We start from the raw sequence: 15,464 nt of genomic DNA, 5'->3' as shown, positions 1-15,464 counted from the left end.
ACTAACCTGATGCTCATCAATCGAGACCGCGCCGACGCCCTGATGGACCGGGAGGATATCGCAGTCGTCGTCGCCTCGACCCCGATCAATACCTACTACCTCTCCAGTTGGGCCACCGACGCCAGTTGGGGCTTCGGCGATCTCGCGCTGGCGATCCTGCCGCGCGACCATGCGCTCGATGCCGCCGTGCTGACCGTCGAGGTCGACATGGGCCAGCCCCAGCAGGGGCAGGGCACGTGGATGGCGGTGCGCGGCTACGCCCGCAAGCCCGGCATAGGCGCGGGCGGTGTGCAGGCCGCGCTGACCGCCGAGGGGCTGCCGCAGAACCATCAGGAAGCCGTGGCGCAATACTTGCGCGAACTCGGCCTCGACCGCTCGCGCGTGGCGTTCGAGGATCGCGGCCTCGGCCTCGACGTCAACGAACTGCTCGGCGGCACCATCGACGTGGTCCCTGCGCGCGATCTCCTGCGCGACATGCGCATGGTCAAGACGCCCGCCGAGATGGCCAACATGCGCGCCGCCGCCCGCAAGACCGAACTCTCGCTCCAGCTCTCGGCCGAAGCGCTTGCCGCCGGGGCCACCTGCGCCGAGGCGGAGCGAGTGTTCTGGTCCGCCGCCGCGCTGGCGGGCGGGCGCCCGGTGTTCCTGCTCATCACCCCCTACCGCCCCGGCTTCGGGCGCCTGCCCAAGAACGCCGAACTGCAGCAGGGCGACATGGTGACTTTCGACGCCACCGCAGAGTTCTCGCACTACACCAGCGACATCGGCCGCACCGCCGTCATCGGCGAGCCCTCGCCCGAACAGTTGAAGCGCTACAACGCCACGCGCCTTGGCTGGCAGGCGGCGCTGCCGGAGTTCCGCGCCGGTCGCCTCTCCAGCGACGTGGAGAAGGCCGTCGTCGCCTCGATCCAGGCCCACGGCAACCCCGAGTTCCGCGCCTGCGGCCTCCACTCGGTCGGGCTGGAGCACACCGATCACCCGCATCCGGGCGGAGGCATGCACAGTTTCGAACTGGTAGACCGCATGGTCCTGAGCTGCGACCTGCCCTGGATCGGCCCCGAGATCGGCAAGTTCCACTTCGAGGACATCATCTACCTCGACGGCGACACGGTCGAGATCCTCAACGATGCCGACGGCCGCCTGATGGCCTGCATCGACGGGCGCACCGTTCGTGTCGACTGACACCCCGGCGCCCTTCCCTCCGCTCCGCCAGACGCTCTGGCCGATGCTGCTGCTTTTCCTCGCGGCCAATTTCTATAGCATTGACAAGGCCATCGTCGGCGTGCTGGCCGAGCCGATCAAGGCCGACCTCGGCATCGACGACATCCGCATGGGTCTGCTCATGGGCCTCGCCTATTCGCTGCTGAGCGGAGTGTGCGGGCTGTGGCTGGGCTCTCTGGTGGACCGACATGTACGCAAGCGCGTGCTGGGCGGCGCGATCATCGTCTGGAGTGTGTCCACCGCGCTCGGCGGCCTCGCGCCGAATTTCGAGACGTTCTTCGTGTTTCGGGCCCTCGTCGGCCTTGGCGAAGCGGCGGTCGCGCCTGCCGCCATGTCGCTGATCGCCGACATGTTCCCGCCCGACCGGCGCGGCCGGGCCCTCAGCGCCTACCTCATCGGCGCGACGATCGGCACCGCGCTGTCCTCGGTGATCCCGGGCGCGATCCTTGCAGCGCAGGTGCATATCGCGCTGCCGGGCTATGGCCTCGTCGTCCCGTGGCGCAGCGCGTTCCTGCTCTGCGGCATCGTCGGCCCGGCCGTGGGCCTCGCCTTCCTGACCATCCGCGAACCCGCCCGGCGCGGCCTGCCCGCAGAGGCGAAGGCGCCCGCGCGGGTGGGTGAGAAGCTGGCCTATCTCGGCCGCCAGCGAAAGCTGGTCGTGCCGCTGTTCGCCGGCTTTTGCCTCTATTACCTCGCCTTTGTCGGCGTCACCTCGTGGACCGCGCCGCTGCTGATGCGCACGTATGGGCTGACCCTGCCGCAGATCGCCAACCTGCTCGGCCTCGGCATGCTCGTCGCTGGTGTTTCGGGTTACCTGCTCGGCGGCTTCGCGGCGGACACGCGCAAGGCCGGGCGCATCGGGCTGATGGCGGTGCTGCCGCTGGTCGCCCTGCCCACCGCGTTCGCGGGCTATGCGCCAGGCCTTGGCCTTGCCATTGCGGCGCTCGCCACGATCAGCCTGACCACGCCGATGCTCAACGTCGCGATGAACGCGACCGTGCAGGAGATCGTGCCCAACGACATGCGCGGCTTCTCCTATGCCTTCCTCAGCGTCGTCGCGGCCTTGCCCGCAGGCGCCGGAGGGCCGTTCGCCATCGCCTTCGTCTCGGAGAAGGTGCTCGGCGATCCATCGCGCATCGCCGCCTCGTTCGTCCTCGTCGTCCTGCCCTGCCTCGTGCTGGCGGCGGCCTGTTTCGCGGCCGCCGCGCGCGCCTATCGCTCCGCCCCGGCGGATGGCGAACTGGCGCGCGTCATCGGCGCCAGCCACTTGTGATCTCTCCGGAGCCCGTACCATGCCCGACCCCAACCAGATGATTTTGGCCACCTTCATCCACAACAGCGGCGCGCACCCCGGCGGATGGCGTTGGCCCGGCGCGCCTGCCGTAGACCAGCACGACTTCGCCCACTTCGCTCACCTCGCCCAGACGGCCGAGCGCGGGAAGATGCACTGCTACTTCTCAGGCGATTCCCAAGGCTTTCCGAGCATTTCCGGCAAGGACGCCTTCGCCGCTACCGATTACGCGGGCAAGCTGGAGCCGACCACGCTGCTCGCCGCGCTGGCGGTCGTCACGAAGCACATCGGCCTAATCGCCACCGCCTCGACCACGTACAACGAGCCTTACGCGATCGCCCGCCGCTTTGCCTCGCTCGACCATATCTCGAAGGGCCGCGCGGGCTGGAACGTCGTCACCTCCGCCAGCGACGGCGAAGCGCGCAACTTCGGGCGCGACCTGAACATGGACCACGACGCCCGCTACGCCCGCGCCGAGGAGTTCGTGGACGTAGCCAAGAACCTCTGGGACAGCTGGGAGGACGGCGCGATCCTGCGCGACCGCGACGCGGCGCGCTACTTCGACCCCGCCAAGGTCCACGAACTGGGTCACAAGGGCGAGCACTTCTCCGTCGCCGGTCCGCTCAATGTCGCCCGCCCGCCGCAAGGGCACCCGATCATCGTGCAGGCGGGCGGCTCCGGCCCCGGCCGCGCGCTGGCCGCGCGCACCGCGGACATGATCTTCACCGCCGCCAGTTCAGTGGAAGTCGCGAAGGAGTTCCGCGACGACATGCGCGCCCGCGCCGCCGCCTTCGGCCGCAACCCGGATCACGTGAAGATCATCCCCTCGGTCCAGTTGATGGTCCGCGCCAGCGAGGCCGAGGCCCGCCGTGCCGACGAGGAACTGCTTGACCTCGTGCCCGAGGCTCTGGCCCTTCGCACCCTCAGCCTGCAACTCGGCGTCGATCTCTCGCACCTCTCGGTCAATGATCGCCTGCCCGACCTGCCCGAGACCAACGGCGGCAAGTGGGTGCAGCAGTCGATCATCCGCATGGCCCGCGAAGAGGACCTGCCGATCGGCCTGCTCGCCCGCCGCGTCGTCGTCTCGCGCGCCAGCTTCTCCTACACCGGCACGCCGGAACAGGTGGCGGACTTGTGCGAGAACTGGTTCCGCGCGGGTGCTGCGGACGGGTTCTCGCTCTCGCCCAACTACCAGCCCGGCGTGCTGGAGGGCTTCGTCGACCAGGTCATCCCCATCCTTCAGAAGCGCGGCCTGTTCCGCGACGAGTACGAAGGCGATACCCTGCGCGAGAACCTCGGCCTGCCGCGCCCGGAAAATGCTTTCGTCGCCAATCCCGCGCTGGGGTGCGAACCCCGCATGTGGGCCTGACCGCTACAGCCACTCTCGAAGAGGAATAGGACCATGTTGAGCCGTCGTGATGTTGCCCGGGGTATAGGTCTGGCCGGAGCAGTCAGCGCGTTTCCCGCCCTCGCCGCGCAGAAAGCTGCCAGCCTGCCGACGCCCCCGAAAGGCCAGTGGACCCGCTTCGGCGAACTGCGCCGTGCGGGCGGCGTGCTGCACTATGCCGTGATCGGAGAGCCGATCACGGGCAAGCCGCCGGTGGTGCTGCTGCACAAGCTGGGTGGCTGGCTGTCCGACTGGCGCCATGTCGCGCCGATGCTGGCCGAGGGGCGGCAGGTCTATGCCTTCGACCTTCCCGGTCATGGCGGCTCGCGCTGGGACGGCCCGGCGCCCTACATCCAGAGTCTTGGCGAGACGGCCGCGCTGCTGGTCGGTGCTTTCGACGAACTCGGCTTCGACAAGGTGGACCTGATAGGCACCTCGCTCGGCGGCTGCCTTGCCGTGCCGCTCGCCGCATTCTGGCCGGAGCGGGTGGGCAAGCTCGCGCTCGTCTCCTGCGCGCTCGGCCATCGCCGCTCACTGGCCGAGATCAAGGTTGCGGTGGACGACAAGCAGGGCACCCTGTTCGACAAGAATGGCGACCCGGTGCCGACGCCGCCGGAACTGCTGTCAAAGACCTTCGGCATCATCAATACCGGCCCGATCAATGCCGAGGGCATCCTCAGCCGCAGGGCCGCGGGCAAGTGGATCCAGCCCTCCGAGCGCGGTGTCGCGATCACCGAGATCGCCGGAACCATGAGCCGCATTGAGGCGCCGACGCTGCTCGTCTATGGCCAGTTCGACAAGGCCTACCTCAAGTTCCGCAGCGCCGCCGAGGCCGAACTGAAGCGAGGCAAGACCATGGTGGTCGAGAACTCGGGCGCCTTCGTGATGCAGGACAATCCGCCTGCTACGGCCCGCGTGCTGAAGGCCTTCCTCGACGAAGCGTGACCGGCGCTCAGTTCGGCTTGCGAGCGCACCATTGCCGGATGGTCGCCTTGAGCAGCCGGACGGTGCGAGTCTCGTAGCGATCCTTGAGAGTAATGAAGCCGAAGGCGGGCGCCGGAATTTCCGAGCCCGCCAGACGCTTCAACGAGCCGTTCGCCAGTTCGTCGGCGACTGCCTCGCACGCGACCATGCCGATCATGCCCGAGTGCAGGATCATGGCCTTCACGAACGTCGTGGACGAGGCCTTCACCGACTTGCTCTCGCGCCCATAGCCGAACCGGCGCAGCATGTTCACGACGTCGTCGTTGTCGATGGGATCGGCGGTCTCGTAAGCGCTGACGTGTGCCCAGACGAAGTCGGTGCCCCTGGCGAAATCGTCCTCCGCCAGAGCGAAAACCGGGTGGTCCGGCGCGGCGACGACGGCATATTCGCGCTTGAACAGCGGCTCGAATTCCAGCGCATCGTCGGCGTAACCTTCAGGCAATCCGCAGAATGCGAAGTCGAGGTCGCCTGATGACAGCAGGTCCAGCAGCTGCGTCGTGTAGCCTTCGCGCACCCACATATCCACGTGGCCCGCCTGCTCGACGAACTGGCGCATGGCGCGGCTCATCGTATCGTTCATGATGATCGGATGCACCCCCACCGCCACCTTGGGCACGCGGTTGGCGGTCGCGAGGTCGTGGAGAATGCGCTGCTCCTCCATCAGCATGAGGCGCGCGCGCTGGACCAGCTTCTCGCACATCTCGGTCGGGCGCACGCCGTTGGGGCCGCGCTCGAAGAGGCTGGTGTTGAACTCCTCCTCCAGCTGGCGGATGCTGAGCGTCAGCGCGGGCTGCGTGATGCCGACCATCTTTGACGCCTTGCGCAGGCTCCCGCTCTCGTAGATCGCGATCATCCGCTTGAGCTGCACGAGGTTCACGGGTTTTCCTTTGCCTTGGCGACCTAATCAGCGGACAATGTGGCATGTCCGCCGCCCGGCTCAAGTAATCAGCTCAGGTGAGCGTCGATCTCGCAGACGACGCGCGCGTTCTCCAGCTTGAGCACGCCATGCTTCACCCCGAGGAGATCGACGCGGCGGCCATTGGGATAGTGGTGCGAGTTGGCGAGCGTCGGCTCCCACAAGTCATCCTCGGGGTTCATCACCAGCACCGGCTGCGCCACTTCGGCCATCGCGCCGAGGAAGTCGAAGCGATAGACCGAGATATAGCCCCATGGCATCCGCCCACCGAGGCGCAGGCACTCGGCCATGCTGATGTGACGCTCTTCGTAAGAGATGCGCGGGTCGCTCAGCTCGCCGATGATCGCCCAGAGCTTTTCGACATGCGCCAAGTCCGGACCCGGGGGCGGGAACGCCGTGAGCAGGTTGGCGAGCTTGGCTTCGCGCTGCTCGGCCGGAAAGGCGGCAAGGCCGAAGACCACCGCGCGGCGAACCCGCTCCGGCAGAATGCGGGCAAGCTGCGTGGCGATGATCGAGCCGGTGTGAAAGCCCATGACGTCGAACTGACCGGCCGGGATCTCGCCCTCAGCGGCGAGGTCGGCCATGAACTGCGCCATGATTTCGGCGAAGTCCTCGATGGTGACCGGCTCGGGCGGGGAATCGCTCATGCCGTAGCCCGGCGTATCGACGGCGATCACGGTGCGCTTGGCCGACAGGGGCTCCATCACTGGTAGCCAGTCGCCGCTGTTGCTAGGCGTCTGGTGCAGGCACAGCAGCGGCGGCAGGGCGTCAGGGGTGTCGCACTTTGCGATGCGATAGTGGAGTTGGCCGAAGCGGCTCGGCGCATAGCCGCGCAGGATTTTGGACATGGTCAGTTCCGTTGGTCGGAGGTGATGCGCGAAGCCGCGCGGAAAGCGAGCAGCGACGCCGCGATGAAGGCACAGAGCCCGACGATCGCCATGGATCGACCCACCGCCGCCGGGGAGGCGAACACGGACTCGGTCAGCCACGCCACGGCCAGCGGGCCAAGCGAGGCGCCGATGATCGTCATGACGAAGGCATAGAGCGCCACCGCGAAGCCGCGCACCTTGGTGGGCGTGATCTCCGAGATCACCGACAGCATCGTGGTTCCGTAAATGGCGCTGACCAGCATGATCTCGCCCAGCATGACCATGGCCAGCGGAGCGCTGCCGGACAGCAGCGGCAGGCACGACGGAATGCCGAGCAGCGACAGGGCTCCGGCAAGCCGCGTCCGCCCACGCGCTCCCGAGCGCGCGCCGACACGGTCGACGACGACGCTGGCGACCAGCGCTCCGGCGACCGACCATGCGATCTGGCTGGTGCCGAGGCCCTTTCCGGCCGCGCCGACGTGATACCCGAAAGCGCGCGTGAGGAACACGGCGCCCCATCCCGTCGCCACCGAACCGCCCATCGCATAGAGCGCCAGCGATCCGTAAAGCGGCAGGAACACCCCGCGCTGCGCCGCCAGCAGGCCGAGCCCCTCGGCGAAGGAGAGCTTCGGCTCCGACCCGGTGACGGCATCGCTGCGGCGTGCGGGTTCGCGCAGCAGGAACAGCAGGATCACGATCAGCAGGCCGGACGCTCCCACAAGCGCGAAGGCGATGCGCCACGGGGCGAGTCCACCGATGATCGGCAGGCCGGCGAACACGCCCCTGGGCGCCAGGTCCAGGATCACCCCGCTGACCAGCGAGCCGAGGCCGTAGGCGATCATGCTGCCGAAGACGTAGAGCGCCATGGGCCGTCCCCGGCGATGCGGCGGGAACAGGTCGCTGATCATCGTGACAGCGCAAGGCCCCAGCACCGCCTCGCCGACGCCGATGAACAGACGCGAGGCGAACATCGACCCGAACCCCTGCGCAAAACCGCCCGCGATCGTCGCCGCGCTCCATATCACGATCCCGCCGATAAGCAGGCGGCGCCGGTTCACCACGTCCGCCACGGCGCCCAGCGGCAGGCCGACGGTTACGTAGAAGATGGAGAAGGCGAACCCCTGCAGCAGCGCGATCTGCATCTCGCTGATCGAAAGATCGCGGCGAACCGGATCAATCACCAGAGCCAGCATCCCGCGATCGATGGTGGACACGATCTGCGCCAGGAACAGAGTGGCGACAGTGACCCACGCTATCATGGGTCCGATTGCCCGGCCCGTATCGGGACGCATATCGGGCTCCTCTAGTCGCATCATGGTCCTTCCTCGGATGGGGCGTAACGACCCTTACCCCATCGAAGTGCGAGATCACGAAAGCGACCGTGATTATCCACTGGACGACAAACCGGGCGACCTTGCCGGATTATCTATCAGTGGAACAATTCCTTATGCCGCGAGATGCAGGCGGTCCTCGCGGCCCAGTTCCTGGGCAACGGCATGAGCATCCCGGGCGATCCCCCGGGTCAGCGAAGCCGGAATATCGACGTCGAAACCACGGACAAGCAACCCTTCGACAGCCCAGCGCACGCAGTAGTCGGCCGCCACGCCCACGACGGTCACACGATCGACACCCCGGGCGGCAAGGTCGCGGAAGAACGCCTCGCGCTCGATCTGCACACCGTCAGTGGAGCGGATGCCGACGGCCTCCTCCTGCCACATGTCGAACACACCTTTTTCAAGTGTATAGAGTGGGATGTCGGGGTTTATTGCAGAAGAATCGAGCATGCTTTCCCAGCCCAGCGTGCCCTTTTCGCAGTGGAGGGGGAACAGCTCTGCTTCCGGCGATCCGACGTAATCCGCAGACATGTGGGTATCGAAGGTCATCAGCACGCCCGCTACATCCTGCGGATCGAGTGACTCCAGCCAATTTTGCATCGGCGCCACGATCGCCTCCGCATCGGGGACCGGAAGCGCACCGGAAGTTCGCACGAAGTCATGCTGCATATCCACGACGATGACGAAGCCAACCACCGAAGCCTCCTGCTGTTACTGATGCGCTTGACATATATCCATGGCGGACATAAGTAAAGTGCAACTTGCACATAAGGGTCCGAGAGACGTGCTTCAGGACGAGGCGGAATTCCTGGCGGGCTATGATGCCCGGGCCTATGACGGCCCTTCGGTCACGGTGGATCTTGTGCTCATGTCGGTCGTCGATGGCGCTCCCGCGGCCTTGCTGACCCGAAGGGACGAACAGCCCCATGCCGGCAAGTGGGCGCTTCCCGGCGGCTTCGTCGCGGTGGATGAGGATCTCGACGCCGCGGCACGCAGGATCCTCGCCTACAAGGCCCACATGGACGGTGCCTATGTGGAGCAACTCTATACGTTCGGCGGTGTCGGTCGCGATCCGCGCATGCGGGTCATCAGCGTCGCCTATTTCGCCCTGCTTCCGGCCGATCGTTTCTCCGCCGCTCTGGAGGCAGACCCGGCGCTGACCCTGGCGCGTATCTCGGCAACGGACGGCAATCCGGCACAGGTCACAGGCAGGAAAGGCGCCCTGCCGCTGGCTTTCGACCACGCGGACATCCTCGGCGTCGCGATGCAGAGGCTGCGCGGCAAGATCGACTACTTCCCCCTCGCCTTCGCACTGCTGCCGGAGCGGTTCACGCTGCGTGCCCTGCAGGACGTGCACGAGGCGATCCTTGGCCAATCCCTGAACAAGTCGGCGTTCCGTCGCCGCATGCTCGACCGGGGCTGGCTCGAGGCAACCGGCGAGCGCGAGACCGGCGCATCGTTCCGGCCCGCAGAACTCTTCCGTTTCCGCCCGATCAACGCCCCGATCAACGCCAAAGTCTGAGCAGGTCCATCATGGTCTTCACCGATATCGCCACGCGCACCTACAACCATAACTGGCGGCTCGATCCGATCGTGCGCAGCCTCCTCGACACCGACTTCTACAAGCTGCTGATGCTGCAGATGATCCGGCAGCTTCACCCCGAGGTGCAGGCGACCTTCGAACTGATCAACCGCACCCGCAGCGTCCGCCTTGCCGAAGTCATCGACGAGGCGGAATTGCGCGCGCAGCTCGATCATGCCCGCTCGCTGCGGTTCGGGAAGAAGGAGCTGATCTGGCTGGCCGGCAACAGCTTCTACGGCCGCAGGCAGATGTTCAGCCCGGAATTCATCGCGTGGCTCGCCGACTTCCGCCTGCCGGATTACGAGTTGCGCCAGCACGATGGCCAGTACGAACTGCGCTTCCACGGCCCTTGGACCCACACCATGATGTGGGAGATCCCGGCGCTCGCGATCATCAACGAACTGCGGTCGCGCGCGGCGATGAAGGGGCGCGGACGGTTCGAACTCGATGTGCTCTACGCCCGTGGCAAGGCCAAGCTATGGGAGAAGGTGGAGCGGCTCTCGGCGCTGCCCGACCTCGTCATCTCGGATTTCGGCACACGGCGGCGGCACGGCTTCCTGTGGCAGCGCTGGTGCGTCGAGGCGCTGAAGGAAGGACTGGGCGAGCGGTTCATCGGCTCCTCCAACGTGCTGCTGTCGATGGACGCGGACCTTGAGGCGATCGGCACCAACGCGCATGAGCTGCCGATGGTCTACGCTGCCTTGGCGAACGACGAGGAGGAACTGGCGAGCGCTCCCTACCGCGTGCTTGAAGACTGGAGCGCGCACTACGGCGGCAACCTGCTCGTCGCGCTGCCCGACGCCTTTGGTACAGCTTCGTTCCTGCGCAACGCGCCCGATTGGCTGGCCGACTGGACCGGCTTTCGCCCGGACAGCGCCCCGCCGATCGAAGGAGGAGAACAGATCATCCGCTGGTGGGAGGAAAAGGGCCGCGATCCCCGCACCAAGCTGCTGATCTTTTCCGACGGCATGGACATCGACAGCATCGAGGCGACCTATCGCCACTTCCACGGCCGCGTGCGCATGAGCTTCGGTTGGGGCACCAACCTGACGAACGACTTCCGCGGCTGCGCACCTTTCGCGACGAACGGGCTCGATCCGATTTCGCTCGTTTGTAAGGTGGTGGAGGCGAACGGTCGGCCGGCCGTCAAGCTTTCCGACAATCCCGCCAAGGCGACTGGAGCCCCGGCGGAAATCGAGCGCTACTTGCGCATCTTCGGCGCTGCCGGACGCCAGACCGCTGAAGTGCTGGTCTGACGTCCGGAACCCGGCATGGTCCTTATGTAGTCATTATGTAATCACTGCGCGGTGAGGCCGCCGTCGACTACGAACTCGCCGCCAGTCACGTATCTGGCGCGGTCGGACAGGAGGAAGGCGATCATGTTACCGATGTCGCCAGGCTCGCCCATGCGCTTCATCGGGATCATGGCGTTGATGGCGTCGTACTGGTCCGGGTTGTCCTCGATCGCGACCTTCTGCATGTCGGTCCAGATCACGCCGGGGTGAACCGAGTTCACACGGATGCCCTTGGCGGCGACTTCCAGCGCCAGCGACTTGGAGTAGAGCCGCACGCCCCCCTTGCTTGCGGCATAGGCCGAAGCCCCGGGAATGCCGACGAGCCCGGCGACGGAAGACAAGTTGACGATGGAACCTGCGCCTTGCGCCTCCATCACCGGCAGGACCGCCCGGCAGCCGAGGTAGACGCTCTTGAGATTGACGTTGATCTGCCGGTCCCATGCGGCAGGATCGAGGTCGGCGGTCCACTTGAGTACCGCGATGCCCGCGTTGTTGACGAGGCCGTCGATGCGGCCGGTCTGCGCCTTCACCGTATCGATCAGCGTCGCCCAGCCCGCTTCGTCGGTGACGTCCTGCGCGAATCCGGTGGCGGCAAGGCCCTCAGCGCGCAATTCCTCGGCACGGGCCGCAGCGGCATCGCCATCGAGGTCGGTCAGGGTCACGGCGTGGCCCTCCCGGGCCAGCAGACGTGCGGTGGCGAAGCCGAGGCCGCCCGCAGACGCGGCGCCGGTGACGATGATGCTCTTATGGGTCATTGGGTTATCTCTTTCCGGTCAGGCGTTGCTGAGCCATTCGCGATCGTAGGATTGGTCGGTCATGTCGTGGCGGCCAAGCAGGCAGGCGGCGAGGTCGCCGGACAGGATGCCGTCTGCGGCAGGCTCCGTGCGCGCCCAGTCGACGAGTTCGCTGCGGTGGGCGAAGCGCCACTCCGTGCCCCGCCGTTCGTAGCGATCGACATAGCGGCCGCTGATGATCATGTCGGTGGGCACGCCTTCGGCCAGGATGCGATGAAAGGCGTAGTAGTAGACTTCGCCATAGGCGCGGTCGGCATCGGTTTCGTCGAACTCGATCAGATGCTGGCCGATGATGTGCTGGTTGGCGAGATGCTCGGTCAGCAGGTCCTGCGCGAAGGCCACGAAGTCCGGTCCGCAGCCCTTGAAGATGCCGTAGTCGGTCGTCGAATCCGGCCAGAAGGTATCCAGTTGCAGCGCACGGTCGAGGCGGTCCTGTCCACGCATATAGCGCATGGCGAGGTCGCGGATTGCATCCTTGGCGATAAGTCTTTGAAGGTCGTTCATGACCTTTCCTTTCGATGGGAAGGGCCGACGCATCGTGCGTCGGCCCGCTGGGTCAGAACCTGACGCTGGCCTGCAACTGCACCGTGCGGGGCAGGTTAACGAAGCCGATCTGATCGGCAACGCCGGTCGTACCTGTGTTCGGCGCGTCGATCGCACCGCCGACGATGAACTGGTTGGTGAGGTTCTTGCCGATCAGCGCCAGTTCGAAGCGTTCATCGTTGAACTTCACGCGGATCGTGCCGTCCACGGTCAGGTACTTCGCCTGACGCGAGAACGGATGCGCGAAGCTGGAGGCAAGGTAGGTGCTGGAATAGCGCGTGTCGATCGTGGCACCCAGCTTGGTGCCCTCACCGATGTCGCTTTCATAGCCGACGCCCAGCGCCCCCGTCCACCTGGGCGCGACTGCGGTGGGAGCCCCGCTCAGGTCCTGACCCGGTGCACCCTGGAAGGTAGTGTCGCAGCCTTGCGCCACCGACTGACCACCATAACAGGGTGCGATGTAGTTGAGGTAGCGCGCCTTGTTGTAGTTGATCGATCCGTGCAGGTTGAGGCCCGGCGCGGCGTAGGGTGCGAATTCGAACTCCAGTTCCGCACCCTTGGTCCGGGCGGCACCGGCGTTGGTGGTGATGAAGGCGAACGTCTGCGAGTTGAAGAAGTCGACCTGCAGGTTGACGTACTTGTAGCTGTAGACGTCGAAATTCAGGCGCAACTGGTTGTCGAGCAGCTTGGACTTGATGCCGACTTCGAAGCCGCGCGCCTTCTCCGGGGCGAACGCGACGTCGCTGGGGACCGTGCTGGCACTGACGAAACCGGAGTTCGAGAACCCGCCGGACTTGTACGCGGTCTTGTAGGCACCGTAGACGGTGACGTCGTCCGTCGGCTTCCACGTCAGCGTCGCTTCGGGCGACCAGTTGTTGAAGGTCTGGTCCGCGTTGATGGGCGTATCCTGCAGGAAAATCCCTTGCAACGCCGCATTCACGTAAGGCTGGATGAGATAGCTGTCCTTGGTTTCGTGAATGTAGCGAACGCCGACGGCAGCCTCGAGCGTCGGCAGGATCTTCCAGGTCGCCTGCCCATAGGCGGACAGCGTCTCACCATGGGTTTCGGAATGCTTGAAGTAGCCGAGGTAGCGATATTCGGCCGGGGCGGTCGAATCCTCGATGTTACCGAATGAGCCGCTCTGTCGGTGGTTGCGATGGGTCTTCTGGTAGTACGCGCCGACGAGGAGGTTGATCGGCCCGTCGAACCTGGTCTGGGCGCGCAACTCGCTCGAGAATGCGTGGTAGATGGACCGCTCGGACGAAGGCGCGGCGGCCAGATCGCTCGATACGAAGGTACAGTCGCACGCCCACTGGTTGACGTTGCGGTTGAAGTTGTTGACCCAGGTGAGATCAACGTTGTCCATCGCGTATTCGGCAGTGCCGGTGACCGCCCAGCTCTTGTAGGTGTTGTACAGCGCGCCGTCGTCATGCGACCACGGGTTTGTGCCGGCAAGGTCTTCCGGGAAATAGTTCTGGTAGACGGTGAACGACTTGCCGCACTTGATCGCCGGGTTCAGCGAATACGTCCTCGTTGCACATCCGAAGGGGACGTAATTCCACGAATTGTTGTTGTTTTTCGAGGTTGAGCCGTTTGCCTTCAGCGTAAACTTGAAATCGTTGCCGGGGTCCCACACCAGCGTCACGCGGCCGAGCAGTTCCTTGTTACCGGGGTTGTCGCCGTCATAGGCAGGTGCGAAGTGCGGCGTCGTCACGCCGGTGGCGACGTCGAAGGTGTTGTAGGTCTTGTCGATGCCGCCGTTCTTGAAATAGCCGCCCCACATGTTCGATGCCCGCACGGCGACGCGCACGCCCAGCGTATCGGTGATCGGGCCGGATCCGACGAACTCGCCGACCAGCTCTTTGGCGCGAAACTCATAGCCCAGCTTGGCCTTGAATTCGGGGCTGGATGTGGGGTCTGCGGTACGCAGCGAAATCACGCCGGCGGTGGCGTTCTTGCCAAAGAACAGCGACTGCGGCCCCTTGAGCACTTCCACGCCCTCAAGGTCGAGGAAGCCCTCATTGATGACGCGGCCCTGGCCGTAGTAGACGCCGTCGACGACGACCGCGACCGACTGCTCGATACCGATGGAGGTCGAGGACGACCCGATGCCGCGCAAGGTCAGCTGCGCGCCCGAGCCGTTCGAGGCGCGGCCGATCGTGAACTGCGGCGTCTGCGTGGAGATCTTCTCCAAGCTGGTCATGTCGTAGCGTTCAAGCACTTCGGCGGTCAGCGCGGTGACGGCGACCGGCACGTCCTGCAGGCTCTCCGCCCGGCGGCGCGCGGTGACAACAATGTCGCCGAGACCGCCTTCGGTATGCTCCTGCGCAGCGGGTGCTGGCAGCGGCGCTACGACCGCTTCCTGAGCATTTGCGGATGTGAATGCGAAAGCCGACATGGCAATGCTCGCCATGAGCGCGGTACGCACGGTTCGTGCTGCCTCTCCAGACATCGAAAGCTCCTTTCCCCTTGAACCGGAAAGGGCCTGTTCTGACTTGGTCGCCCCCCGGGTGCCTCGTATTCGAGACCAGGCGGAACGTATCCTCATTAAAAAATGCAGTGGACTGCAATAAATGCTAGGCGGGTGTAACTACCCTGGTCAGCGCGCGGGTCAGTGCCCGCGCCCGGTCCCTCAACTGCGCCGCCAGTGGAGCTTCCGCGTAAGGCAGCAGCACCTGGCAGATCGCGAGCCGCAAGTGCGTTTCGAGCGCATCGTCCGGTATTTCGCGCTTGGCCCAGAGCACGATGGTGCCAACCATCCTCATGCACACGAAGCGCGACACGGTGGCGATGTCGTCGATGGCTACGAGCCCCTCTGCCCGCATGACTTTCAGCGCTCCCCCGGCGAAGCGCTCGTAGACGTCCGGCAGGCCGACCATGTCCGCGTGCTCGACGAGGATGGACCCGAACGCCCGCGCGAGTTCGGGCGCCTCGAAGGTCTTTTCGGCCAATCGGCTCGGTAGCACCTCGAAGAAGCCGAAGCCCTCACCGCCCTCTTCATGGGCTTGGGCGATGGTTTCCTCGCTGCGCTCCCGCGCGTTGAAGGCGAAGAGGCGATCCTTAGACCCGTAGATGTTGAACAGCGTACGCTCGGCGACGCCTGCGGTTTCCGCGATCATGCGCATCGACAGCGCTTCACCGCCGTGAAGCGCAAGCAGGGCGAACGTCGCCGCCTGTATCCGCTCGCGCCGCTCGCGCTGGCGGGGGGTCAACTGGCGGATGCCTTGTGCGATATCGTTTGCGTCCAT

The 15,464-nt window shown here is 65.6% G+C and carries 14 protein-coding genes; 6 read left to right on the top strand and 8 right to left on the bottom strand.

The window, feature by feature from the left end; genetic code table 11:
* Positions 1-9: 9 nt before the first annotated feature.
* Genes QRN25_RS03790 through QRN25_RS03775 form a run of 4 tightly spaced genes read left to right on the top strand, consistent with a single transcriptional unit; the run spans position 10 to position 4,844 of the window.
* The gene (locus QRN25_RS03790; RefSeq protein WP_285017524.1) at positions 10-1,182 is read left to right on the top strand and encodes a M24 family metallopeptidase; all 1,173 of its coding nucleotides are present in this window, start codon (positions 10-12) and stop codon (positions 1,180-1,182) included.
* Entirely contained in the window at positions 1,172-2,494 is a 1,323-nt protein-coding gene (locus tag QRN25_RS03785; protein WP_285017523.1) for an MFS transporter, read from the top strand. The genes QRN25_RS03790 and QRN25_RS03785 overlap by 11 nt, the downstream gene beginning before the upstream one ends.
* A gap of 19 nt (positions 2,495-2,513) precedes the next feature.
* Positions 2,514-3,881: an LLM class flavin-dependent oxidoreductase gene (locus QRN25_RS03780; protein ID WP_285017522.1), complete on the top strand. Its 1,368-nt coding sequence runs from the start codon at positions 2,514-2,516 to the stop codon at positions 3,879-3,881.
* Positions 3,882-3,914: 33 nt separating this feature from the next.
* Positions 3,915-4,844: an alpha/beta fold hydrolase gene (locus QRN25_RS03775; protein ID WP_285017521.1), complete on the top strand. Its 930-nt coding sequence runs from the start codon at positions 3,915-3,917 to the stop codon at positions 4,842-4,844.
* Positions 4,845-4,851: 7 nt separating this feature from the next.
* Here QRN25_RS03775 and QRN25_RS03770 read toward each other — a convergent pair whose 3' ends face one another.
* From QRN25_RS03770 to QRN25_RS03755, 4 genes are all read right to left on the bottom strand, one after another.
* Positions 4,852-5,760: a LysR family transcriptional regulator gene (locus QRN25_RS03770; RefSeq protein WP_271182873.1), complete on the bottom strand. Its 909-nt coding sequence runs from the start codon at positions 5,758-5,760 to the stop codon at positions 4,852-4,854.
* 68 nt (positions 5,761-5,828) lie between these two features.
* Positions 5,829-6,647 carry an alpha/beta fold hydrolase gene (locus QRN25_RS03765; RefSeq protein WP_285017520.1) on the bottom strand — a complete coding sequence of 273 codons (819 nt, stop codon included), beginning with the start codon at positions 6,645-6,647 and terminating at the stop codon, positions 5,829-5,831.
* A 2-nt stretch (positions 6,648-6,649) separates the two neighbouring features.
* Entirely contained in the window at positions 6,650-7,927 is a 1,278-nt protein-coding gene (locus tag QRN25_RS03760) for an MFS transporter (protein ID WP_285017519.1), read from the bottom strand.
* Positions 7,928-8,113: 186 nt separating this feature from the next.
* Positions 8,114-8,698 (bottom strand): cysteine hydrolase family protein, encoded by a 585-nt coding sequence (locus QRN25_RS03755; RefSeq protein WP_285017518.1) that lies wholly within the window; start codon positions 8,696-8,698, stop codon positions 8,114-8,116.
* 58 nt (positions 8,699-8,756) lie between these two features.
* Between QRN25_RS03755 and QRN25_RS03750 the strand changes: the two genes are divergently transcribed.
* Both QRN25_RS03750 and pncB read left to right on the top strand, forming a co-directional pair.
* Positions 8,757-9,524 carry an NUDIX hydrolase gene (locus QRN25_RS03750; protein ID WP_285017517.1) on the top strand — a complete coding sequence of 256 codons (768 nt, stop codon included), beginning with the start codon at positions 8,757-8,759 and terminating at the stop codon, positions 9,522-9,524.
* 11 nt (positions 9,525-9,535) lie between these two features.
* Positions 9,536-10,840: a nicotinate phosphoribosyltransferase gene (gene pncB, locus QRN25_RS03745; RefSeq protein ID WP_285017516.1), complete on the top strand. Its 1,305-nt coding sequence runs from the start codon at positions 9,536-9,538 to the stop codon at positions 10,838-10,840.
* 41 nt (positions 10,841-10,881) lie between these two features.
* Here the strand turns inward: pncB and QRN25_RS03740 are convergent, their stop codons facing one another.
* The 4 genes from QRN25_RS03740 to QRN25_RS03725 all read right to left on the bottom strand — a co-directional run bounded on the left by QRN25_RS03740 (position 10,882) and on the right by QRN25_RS03725 (position 15,464).
* Positions 10,882-11,634 carry an SDR family NAD(P)-dependent oxidoreductase gene (locus tag QRN25_RS03740; protein WP_285017515.1) on the bottom strand — a complete coding sequence of 251 codons (753 nt, stop codon included), beginning with the start codon at positions 11,632-11,634 and terminating at the stop codon, positions 10,882-10,884.
* An 18-nt stretch (positions 11,635-11,652) separates the two neighbouring features.
* The gene (locus QRN25_RS03735) at positions 11,653-12,177 is read right to left on the bottom strand and encodes a nuclear transport factor 2 family protein (RefSeq protein WP_285017514.1); all 525 of its coding nucleotides are present in this window, start codon (positions 12,175-12,177) and stop codon (positions 11,653-11,655) included.
* Between the two features lie 52 nt (positions 12,178-12,229).
* Positions 12,230-14,668, bottom strand: a complete 2,439-nt coding sequence (locus tag QRN25_RS03730; protein ID WP_285017513.1) for a TonB-dependent receptor — start codon at positions 14,666-14,668, stop codon at positions 12,230-12,232.
* Between the two features lie 124 nt (positions 14,669-14,792).
* A complete protein-coding gene (locus QRN25_RS03725) occupies positions 14,793-15,464 on the bottom strand; it encodes a TetR/AcrR family transcriptional regulator (RefSeq protein WP_271182882.1) in 672 nt (223 codons plus the stop codon).

Origin of the sequence: Novosphingobium sp. fls2-241-R2A-195 (assembly GCF_030209485.1) — a bacterium.
Lineage (GTDB): Bacteria > Pseudomonadota > Alphaproteobacteria > Sphingomonadales > Sphingomonadaceae > Novosphingobium > Novosphingobium resinovorum.
This window is presented reverse-complemented; position numbering and strand designations above follow the sequence as displayed.